This is a genomic window from Indolivaga capnocytophagoides DSM 22835 (assembly GCF_000426485.1).
In the GTDB taxonomy this organism is placed as follows: domain Bacteria; phylum Bacteroidota; class Bacteroidia; order Bacteroidales; family Dysgonomonadaceae; genus Dysgonomonas_A; species Dysgonomonas_A capnocytophagoides.
The window spans coordinates 347,013-355,931 of the sequence record NZ_AUFL01000005.1 but is presented as its reverse complement, the minus strand read 5'-3'; the positions used below and the strand labels follow the sequence as shown (position 1 = coordinate 355,931).

The following is an 8,919-nucleotide window of genomic DNA, read 5'->3' as shown; positions in this document are numbered from 1 at the left end:
CTGCTTGACATCATCGAGGATCGTCATGAGCGAAAATCTATCATTGTGACTTCACAATTACCGGTTGCCAACTGGTATGATGCAATAGGAGAGCCAACAGTCGCTGATGCCATTCTTGACCGCATCGTGCACTCGGCACATCTGATAGAACTCACCGGTGAGAGTGTGAGAAAAATGAAGGTAGGTAAAAACAAGTAAATCTGAAATAAAAATGACCCCATCGACCAGGATATTTTAGGGGTAATTATAAAGTTTTTTCAGGGGGCAATTTAGATTTGGCACGAGGGGGCAACGCTCACTGGATTTTCCAGCAACAGACAGTTACTGCTTTTAAATGCATCATTAAATACTTTCTGTATATTTGCATAAATAATGAGACGAATACTTACTTTTATATAAATACATTATGAAGCTGTTTCGCTGTTTTGCAGTTGCCCTTACTATACTTGCGGCTGTATCTTGTTCTAATAAAGGACCTGAGTTTCTGATACAAGGAAAAATCACAGATGCCGATACCTCTGTTCTATATTTAGAAAGAAGGGAATTGGATAAAATCACATTGTTGGATTCCGTAAAACTGGGAGATACAAAAGGTGAATTTAAGTTCTCGGAGTCAACCTCGTCTTATCCAGAGTTTTATGTACTCCGGTTGAAGGGACAGGTTATAAATCTGGCTATAGATTCGACCGAAACGCTTACTGTAAATGCCTCGCAAAAAACATTTTCTACAGATTATACAGTTGAGGGATCTGATGCTAATAATCAACTGAAAAAAGTTGCTTTGGCTCAATATGATGCAAATCATAAGTTGGTAGACCTGAAGAAGCGATTTGATGAAAAATCAATTAATGAGCAGGATTATATAACTCAGGTGCAGGCTATCGCCAATGAATATAAGGATGCCGCAAAAAAGATCATATTCACCGACCTGAAAAGTCCGGCTGCATATTTTGCCCTCTTTCAGAAAGTCAGCGGGTATCTGTTTTTTGATCCTTACGACCGTACCGATTATAAAGTTTTTGCAGCAGTAGCAACATCATGGGATATGTTCTATAAAGATTCGCCCCGTAGTAAACAGCTGCATGATTATACATTGACTGCGATGAAAGTTCGCAAGCAAAGCGAGATGGAGATAGATCCGGATAAAGTTGGACAGGTGGATGCAACTGAGTATTATAAAATAGAATTACCCGATGTAAATGGGAAAAATATAAGCTTGGCATCCTTGAAGGGGAAAGCAGTATTGCTTGATTTTACAGTGTATCAGGATGAAAATTCACCAAGGCATAATATGGAGTTGAACAAGCTTTATGCTAAATATAAGACTAACCTCGAAATTTATCAGGTTTCCTTTGATTCTGAGGCTCACTTATGGAAAAACGCAGCAGTCAATATTCCTTGGATAGCTGTACATGATCAGAGGTCTGTCAACTCCGATCTGATCTTTAAATATAATGTGCAGAATTTACCTACAGTTTTCCTCCTTAATAAGGACGGTGAGATTGTAAAGCGTTTATTACCAAAGGATAATATAGATGTTGAGATTCAAAAAATATTGTAAGGTTTCAGATCTTATAATTTCAGAGGTGGTAAAAAAGTCTAAAGTTTATTTATAGATCAAAAATAGATGGCTGAATATTAATCTGTTGGTTAATAAATATATTAGATTTTGTTTTCTCCGAAAATAAAGTATATATTTGCATAAGACATAAAAAAAGAAAAGGAGTTCTGGTCTATACGACGAGAATTCTTTTTCTTTTTGTTACAAAAAAGAGTAATAATTTAATAATTAACAATTTGCTATGGCTGTTGCTTATATGACCGAAGAAGGTTACGAGAAGTTGAAAGAAGAGATCAGCTTGTTGGAAACAGTAGAAAGACCTAAAATCTCGAAACAGATAGCGGAAGCTCGTGATAAAGGTGACCTTTCTGAAAACGCTGAATATGATGCGGCGAAAGAGGCTCAAGGTATTCTTGAAGCAAAGATTGCGCAATTGAAGAATTTATTTGCCAATGCACGTTTGATCGACAAAAAGTCTATCGGGGTGGATGCTGTACAGATTCTTAATAGAGTTACGATCAAGAATACTAAAAATAACCAACAGATGACTTATACTCTTGTTGCTGAGAGTGAAGCCAATCTGAAAGAAAATAAAATAGCGGTAAGTACTCCTATCGCTCAGGGATTGCTGGGTAAGAAAGTAGGGGATATCGCAGAGATAAAAGTTCCTAACGGAATAGTTTCCTTTGAGATTGTAGATATCTCGATTTAAGTCCATACATAATTTGCTGTCTTGCCGGGTGAAACAGTTTGTGCTGTTAACTTATACGCAAGGCATTATATTTTAATAATAAGGAGAATACCAGATGTCGAGCATTTTCAGTAGAATAGTAAAAGGCGAAATACCATCTTATAAAGTAGCGGAAAGCGACAAGTTTTTAGCTTTCCTAGATATAAGTCCTATGGCGAAAGGTCATGTATTGGTGATACCTAAACAAGAAGTAGATTATATCTTCGATTTGGATGATAACTTATTATCCGACATGATTATCTACAGTAAAAAGGTCGCAAAAGCTATTTCGAATGCCATTCCTTGCCAAAGGGTAGGAGTGATGGTGATAGGTCTGGAAGTACCGCATGCTCACATTCATTTGATTCCGATTAATAAAGAATCGGATATGAGTTTAACGAATGCCAGATTAAAGCTGGAAAAAGAAGAATTTGCGATAATAGCAGACTCAATATCTAAGGAGTTTCATAAATTATAAGCTAAAGCGCATAAATATATTAGGGTAAACGGTTGTTTGCCCTATTTTTTATTCTAGATTGGTGTAGTTTGACTGTAAGTGTCTTTTTATTAGTTTGTTATCTTCTGGTTTGCTGTAATGATCAAGCATCCAGAGTCTTAGTTTATTTTAATAATTCTAGCAAAAGTTAACTTCGAATAAGCTTCAGAAACACGGATAAAAGTATTTATTTTGCATATTGAGTAAAGGTGGATATTGAGAGCATGAATTATTCCTGATATTGAACATTTACTTGTTAAAGTTGGTTTATTGAACATAATAAAAGAGGTCTGTGACCTAAATTGATACCACGATGGAAATAGAACGCTTATACGAGATATTTAAGCAGTACCCCACAATAACAACAGATACCCGTAACTGTCCTGAAGATTCTATCTTTTTTGCATTGAAAGGAGCTAATTTCAATGGAAATCAATATGCATCAAAAGCTATAGAATTGGGGTGTCGCTATGCGATAGTCGATGAGGCCGAGTTTGCTGATGAGCAGAAAAATATACTACTGGTTGAGGATTGTCTCAAAGCATTGCAGGATTTAGCGCATTACCACCGCTCTAAATTTTCGATACCGGTAATAGGTATTACCGGAACAAACGGAAAGACTACATCCAAAGAACTGATTACAGCAGTATTGTCTCAGGAATTCGAGGTCTTATCAACTCAGGGGAATTTTAATAACCATATAGGGGTTCCGCTGACTCTTTTGCAGATGAATAAGACTCATGAAATTGCGATCATCGAGATGGGAGCTAATCATGTTGGGGAGATAAAGATTTTGGCTGAAATAGCAGATCCAACATTTGGTCTGATAACTAATATCGGACATGCCCACATCGAAGGTTTTGGGTCGTATGAAAACATCATTAAAACTAAAAGTGAGCTTTACGATTACATCAGAAACAGAAAAGACGGTAAAGTTTTTATTGATGCTAATAATGATCTCCTGATGAAGCAGGCCGAAGGCTTGACAACCATTCAGTATGGACAAGGTGAAGATTTGTTTGTAAAGGGAAAAGCCGTATCGAATGATCCTTATCTGAGTTTTACATGGCAGTTTTCGAAAGATGATCATTTGGTGCATACCCATTTGATCGGAGAATACAATCTGTCGAATGCTCTGGCGGCTGTGGCTGTCGGAAAATATTTTGGAGTGAAAAAAGTTAGAATAAGCGAGGCTATAGCTAACTATATGCCGACAAACAACCGTTCGCAGCTTAAAAAAACCGATAAGAACACTTTGGTGATAGATGCATATAATGCTAATCCTACAAGTATGAATGCTGCATTGCAGAATTTCAGAAAGCTGGATATTCCAAATAAAGCCGTAATATTGGGCGATATGCGAGAGTTGGGAGCAGACGCAGCTATAGAGCATCAGGCGATAGTTGATCTGGTGCAGGATAGTGATATTAAAGATGCCTTTTTTATCGGGGAAAATTTTAGCAAGACAGACACGTTATTACCTCGTTTTGAGGATCTGAATGCCTTTTTAGAATACTTGAAAGAAAACCCATTGACGGATAAGAATATATTAATTAAGGGTTCGAGAGGTATTCAACTCGAAAAATGTGTAGATTTGCTGTAAGGACGGCGAATTTTTATGAACAAAACAATATTTGAATGAAGAAAATAGTCTTATTTGTAATGCTGGCAGCTTTGTTATTGCCCTCTGAATTATTTGCTTGGGGAACAACCGGGCATAGGGTAGTTGCTGAGATAGCAGAACAGAACATTAAATCAAGCACAAAAAAGAAAATGGATAAACTGTTGGACAATCTGCCGATGGCATATTGGGCTAACTGGCCTGATTTTATAAAATCGGATAAAACCGGTCAATGGGATAATACCTTTATCTGGCATTATGTAAATGCTCCAAGAAATCAGACGAAAGATGCTTTTCTGACCTATATTAAAGGCGTTAAGCAGGAAAATATATATAGTGAGATTCCTAAGCTCGAGAAAACAATCGAGGATCATGTATCATCATCCGAACAGAAACGGGTTGCCCTTATATTTTTGATTCACCTGATCGGGGATGCTCACCAGCCTATGCACGTTGGTTGTGAAGACGATTTAGGAGGAAACCGTATTTCTTTGCTTTGGTTCAATGAGAAAACCAATTTGCATTCGGTCTGGGATGGTAAATTAATTGATTACGAGAAGTATAGTTATACAGAGTATGCACATATTCTGAATATTGTATCAAAAGATAAGAAAAAAGAACTGAGTGCGGGAACTCTCGAAGACTGGTTGTATGAATCTCATACCATAGCGAATGAAATTTATGCAGGAGTAAATAACGAAGACCGCTTGTCGTATGATTATAGTTTTAAATACAAATCGGTGGTCGAACTTCAACTGCAAAGAGGAGGTTTTCGTTTAGCAGCCGTATTGGATAAGATATTTAAATAAAGAAGATAACCTATCTTCAGATGGTAAAGGGTTGTTGAAAAGTAATTTTGACAACCCTTACTTATTTCCACGCAGAGTCTAAAAAGACTTAAGATTCTAAACTTTCGGGAGGGAAGTTTGTTAATACACTAAAACCGAAAAAAGGATAAGATGAAAAATTTTGTAATGTTATTAGGGGTACTCGGCAGTTTTATGTTGCTTTCTTGTAAAAGTTCGACTGCTCCCACAAACGAACAGGGCGAAAATATTCCTTATGCAGTAGTCCGAGGCTATTTTGTGAAGAATGATGCGGATCTGAGTTTATTAAAAGACGGAAAAATCACAAGTGAAAAAGATTTTTCAGCTTTATTTGGAGCTGCAACAGTAATGGGAGAGGATGGCAAACCTACAGTTATTGATTTTACAAAGCAATATGTTATAGCTGTTGTTGCAGATCAAACGGATTCGGCAGTAGTTTTAAATCCATTAAAACTAGAGAAGTCAGGAGATAATCTGACTTTTACTTATGAATACAAAGTAGGAGAAAAGCAGTCTTATACTATTAAGCCATTGCTTATAGTAGTTGTTGATTCTAAATACGAAGGAAATCTTCAGATAAAAAAAGCAGAGTAGGTACTTTGTGTTTCATTAATAATACAATAAGGCTGGCATATTTGTCAGCCTTATTTGGTTATTAGCTGTTTTTGTACTGATTATCGAAAAATATCCAATATTATCTTTGTATAATATGCTATTTAGAAATGTTATCCCTTAATATCACTTATTTTTATGGCTATGAATGTAAATATAGAACAGGTTCAGGGACAGAATATCGAAGATGTAAAGTCTCAAATCGTATCATTGGAAAGAAATGCTTTGGAGATGTGGAATAAGGGAAATCCCGATGGATATTTAAACCTTTATTCGGACGATGTTACTTATTTCGATCCCTATTTTGAAACGAAACTCGAAGGTATAGCAAAGTTGAGAGCCTATTATGAGCAGGTTCGAGGAGAAATAAATGTCCGTAAATATGAGATGATAAATCCTGTGGTCCAGATATTGCCGGATGCGGCTGTACTCTCTTATAATCTGACATCGTATATTGATACGGGAGAATCGAAATGGAATTGTGCCGAAGTCTATAAAAAAGATGGAGAGTTGTGGAAAATAGTGCATGTACATTGGTCGTATGTGAAACCCTGAAACGCTGGGTGCGGAGATTGAAAAAATTATCTATACTGAAAAGAATGAATAATATATAACCTTTTTCGATACCAGATTGACATTATTAACCCTAAATCCTTATTTTTGTAGGTAAACAAATTCATGAATCGAAATGGAAGAAACAACCGTAAGAAAAAGTAATCACGGTGCTAACGTTCGTCGTTGGAGGGAGTGGCGCAATATAAATCAGGATACACTGGCTGAACAGATCGGAGTATCTCAGGCAACTCTTTCGAGTTATGAAAAGAAAAGTAAATTGGATCAGGATGTGCTTGAGAAAATTGCTAAAGTTTTAAGTATACCTGTTGAAGCAATAACTGAAATAGAAGATGGGGCTTCAATAAATATTGTAGCGAATACATTCGATAATCAATCTTCAGCTGTTAACTGGTGTCCCACATTTAATCCAATTGATAAAATAGTCGAACTTTATGATAGACTATTGCAATCAGAGAAAGAAAAAGTTGAGATATTGCAGGAAGCATTGAAAGAGAGAAAGTAAATATATTTGCCTGTTAGAATACACATAGGAGAGTCTCTGACTAAGGAAAATGTGAAAATAGTGTTACAAAAGATATAACCTTTGTTTACTTTTCATCTTTAAATACCTGATTGAGCGGATTGTCAATTATTTATTGTAACTTCGCACCCTCAAAATTTAGGTATGCAGAATATTAGAAATATTGCGATTATCGCGCACGTTGACCACGGTAAGACTACAACGGTTGACAAACTTTTATTGGCCGGACAACTTTTCAGAGAAAATCAGGATGCCGGAGAGCTGATTCTTGATAACAATGATCTGGAACGTGAAAGGGGTATAACAATCTTGTCGAAAAATGTTTCGATCACTTATAAAGGAACCAAAATCAATATTATTGATACTCCCGGACACGCCGATTTCGGTGGTGAAGTAGAGCGTGTCTTGAATATGGCAGATGGATGTCTTTTGTTGGTAGACGCTTTCGAAGGCCCTATGCCTCAGACTCGTTTTGTGTTGCAAAAAGCAATCGAAATAGGTTTGAAACCCATAGTTGTAATAAATAAAGTGGATAAGCCTAATTGCCGTCCCGAAGAAGTTCATGAGATGGTATTCGATCTTATGTTCAGTTTGGATGCTACGGAAGAACAATTGGATTTTCCTACGATATACGGTTCAGCCAAAAATGGTTGGATGTCTACAGACTGGAAACAGCCAACTACAGACTTTACAGCGTTGTTAGATGCTATTATAGAGTATATTCCTGCACCTGAAACAGTAGAAGGAACTCCTCAAATGCTGGTTACTTCATTAGACTTTTCTAAATATGTAGGTCGTATTGCTGTAGGACGTGTACATCGTGGAGAACTTCGCGAAGGTATGGATGTGTCTCTTTGCAAACGTGATGGATCTATTGCAAAATCAAGAATTAAAGAGCTTCATATATTCGAAGGCTTAGGGCGTGCTAAAGTACAATCCGTTCAATGCGGAGACATTTGTGCTTTGGTAGGTATCGAAGGTTTTGAAATCGGTGATACAATAGCTGATGCTTTGAATCCCGAGCCTCTTGATCCGATCGATATCGATGAACCTACTATGTCGATGTTGTTTACAATCAATAATTCTCCGTTTTTCGGAAAAGAAGGTAAGTTTGTAACTTCTCGCCATATATATGACCGCTTGATGAAAGAGTTGGATAAAAACTTGGCATTAAGGGTCGAAACCACAGAAAGTGCCGATTCATGGGTCGTTTACGGTCGTGGTATACTTCACTTATCTGTTCTTATCGAGACTATGCGTCGCGAAGGTTATGAACTTCAGGTAGGTCAGCCTAAAGTGATTATTAAAGAAATAGATGGAATGAAATGCGAACCGGTTGAACAGTTGTCTGTTAACTTACCGGATGAATTTGCAAGTAAGATTATCGATCTTGTGACACGCCGTAAGGGTGAATTGGTAATGATGGAGTCTAAGAACGAACGTACTTTCCTAGAGTTTAATATTCCATCAAGAGGTATTATCGGTATAAACAACGCTGCTTTGACCTTATCGGCAGGAGAGGCTATTATTTCTCACCGTTTTATCGAATTCCAACCTTGGAAAGGAGATATCGATAAACGTCAGAATGGGTCTATTATAGCCAGTGAGTCGGGTAATGCTTTTGCATATGCCATTGATAAACTTCAGGATAGAGGACGTTTCTTCGTAGAACCTCAGACTGATATATATATGGGACAGATTGTCGGAGAACATTCAAAGGAAGGTGACTTAGTTGTAAATCTTACAAAGTCTAAGAAACTTACCAATGTCCGTGCATCCGGTACAGATGATAAAGCGTCTCTTGCTCCTGCTATTATTTTCAGTCTCGAGGAGGCTTTGGAATATATCAAGGAAGATGAGTATGTAGAGGTAACTCCTGCTGCTATCCGTCTGCGTAAGATATATCTGGATGAAAACGACCGCAAGCGTTTTACTAAGAAGTAAATAAGGTCTGAGACCTATTTATATCATATAAA

General features: G+C 37.0%; 10 protein-coding genes. All 10 read left to right on the top strand.

All coding sequences use genetic code 11. The annotated features are described in order from the left end of the window. Positions 1-198, top strand: a 198-nt coding sequence (locus K322_RS0103235) for an ATP-binding protein (RefSeq protein ID WP_026625590.1), incomplete at its 5' end; no start/stop codon positions are given. Between the two features lie 208 nt (positions 199-406). Continuing rightward, positions 407-1,561: a TlpA disulfide reductase family protein gene (locus K322_RS0103230; RefSeq protein ID WP_026625589.1), complete on the top strand. Its 1,155-nt coding sequence runs from the start codon at positions 407-409 to the stop codon at positions 1,559-1,561. A gap of 241 nt (positions 1,562-1,802) precedes the next feature. After that, positions 1,803-2,273 (top strand): transcription elongation factor GreA, encoded by a 471-nt coding sequence (gene greA, locus K322_RS0103225; protein WP_026625588.1) that lies wholly within the window; start codon positions 1,803-1,805, stop codon positions 2,271-2,273. A gap of 94 nt (positions 2,274-2,367) precedes the next feature. Beyond that, complete coding sequence (locus K322_RS0103220; protein WP_026625587.1) at positions 2,368-2,769, top strand: HIT family protein; 402 nt, start codon at positions 2,368-2,370, stop codon at positions 2,767-2,769. 331 nt (positions 2,770-3,100) lie between these two features. Further along, positions 3,101-4,390 carry a UDP-N-acetylmuramoyl-tripeptide--D-alanyl-D-alanine ligase gene (locus K322_RS0103215; RefSeq protein WP_026625586.1) on the top strand — a complete coding sequence of 430 codons (1,290 nt, stop codon included), beginning with the start codon at positions 3,101-3,103 and terminating at the stop codon, positions 4,388-4,390. 35 nt (positions 4,391-4,425) lie between these two features. Further along, positions 4,426-5,217, top strand: coding sequence for a S1/P1 nuclease (locus tag K322_RS0103210; protein ID WP_026625585.1), 792 nt, complete (start codon positions 4,426-4,428; stop codon positions 5,215-5,217). Positions 5,218-5,367: 150 nt separating this feature from the next. Further along, positions 5,368-5,829: a hypothetical protein gene (locus tag K322_RS0103205; protein ID WP_026625584.1), complete on the top strand. Its 462-nt coding sequence runs from the start codon at positions 5,368-5,370 to the stop codon at positions 5,827-5,829. A 156-nt stretch (positions 5,830-5,985) separates the two neighbouring features. After that, the gene (locus tag K322_RS0103200; RefSeq protein WP_084158493.1) at positions 5,986-6,402 is read left to right on the top strand and encodes a YybH family protein; all 417 of its coding nucleotides are present in this window, start codon (positions 5,986-5,988) and stop codon (positions 6,400-6,402) included. Between the two features lie 133 nt (positions 6,403-6,535). Continuing rightward, entirely contained in the window at positions 6,536-6,925 is a 390-nt protein-coding gene (locus K322_RS0103195) for a helix-turn-helix domain-containing protein (RefSeq protein WP_026625582.1), read from the top strand. A gap of 162 nt (positions 6,926-7,087) precedes the next feature. Then, entirely contained in the window at positions 7,088-8,887 is a 1,800-nt protein-coding gene (gene typA / locus K322_RS0103190) for a translational GTPase TypA (protein WP_026625581.1), read from the top strand. Positions 8,888-8,919 lie beyond the last annotated feature (32 nt).

What these genes read in the sequence shown, in the direction of transcription:
- K322_RS0103215 (WP_026625586.1), top strand. Translation starts at nt 3,101, where the DNA reads ATGGAAATAGAACGCTTATACGAGATATTTAAGCAGTACCCCACAATA.
- K322_RS0103230 (WP_026625589.1), top strand. Translation starts at nt 407, where the DNA reads ATGAAGCTGTTTCGCTGTTTTGCAGTTGCCCTTACTATACTTGCGGCT.
- K322_RS0103220 (WP_026625587.1), top strand. Translation starts at nt 2,368, where the DNA reads ATGTCGAGCATTTTCAGTAGAATAGTAAAAGGCGAAATACCATCTTAT.
- typA (WP_026625581.1), top strand. Translation starts at nt 7,088, where the DNA reads ATGCAGAATATTAGAAATATTGCGATTATCGCGCACGTTGACCACGGT.
- K322_RS0103210 (WP_026625585.1), top strand. Translation starts at nt 4,426, where the DNA reads ATGAAGAAAATAGTCTTATTTGTAATGCTGGCAGCTTTGTTATTGCCC.
- K322_RS0103195 (WP_026625582.1), top strand. Translation starts at nt 6,536, where the DNA reads ATGGAAGAAACAACCGTAAGAAAAAGTAATCACGGTGCTAACGTTCGT.
- K322_RS0103205 (WP_026625584.1), top strand. Translation starts at nt 5,368, where the DNA reads ATGAAAAATTTTGTAATGTTATTAGGGGTACTCGGCAGTTTTATGTTG.
- greA (WP_026625588.1), top strand. Translation starts at nt 1,803, where the DNA reads ATGGCTGTTGCTTATATGACCGAAGAAGGTTACGAGAAGTTGAAAGAA.
- K322_RS0103200 (WP_084158493.1), top strand. Translation starts at nt 5,986, where the DNA reads ATGGCTATGAATGTAAATATAGAACAGGTTCAGGGACAGAATATCGAA.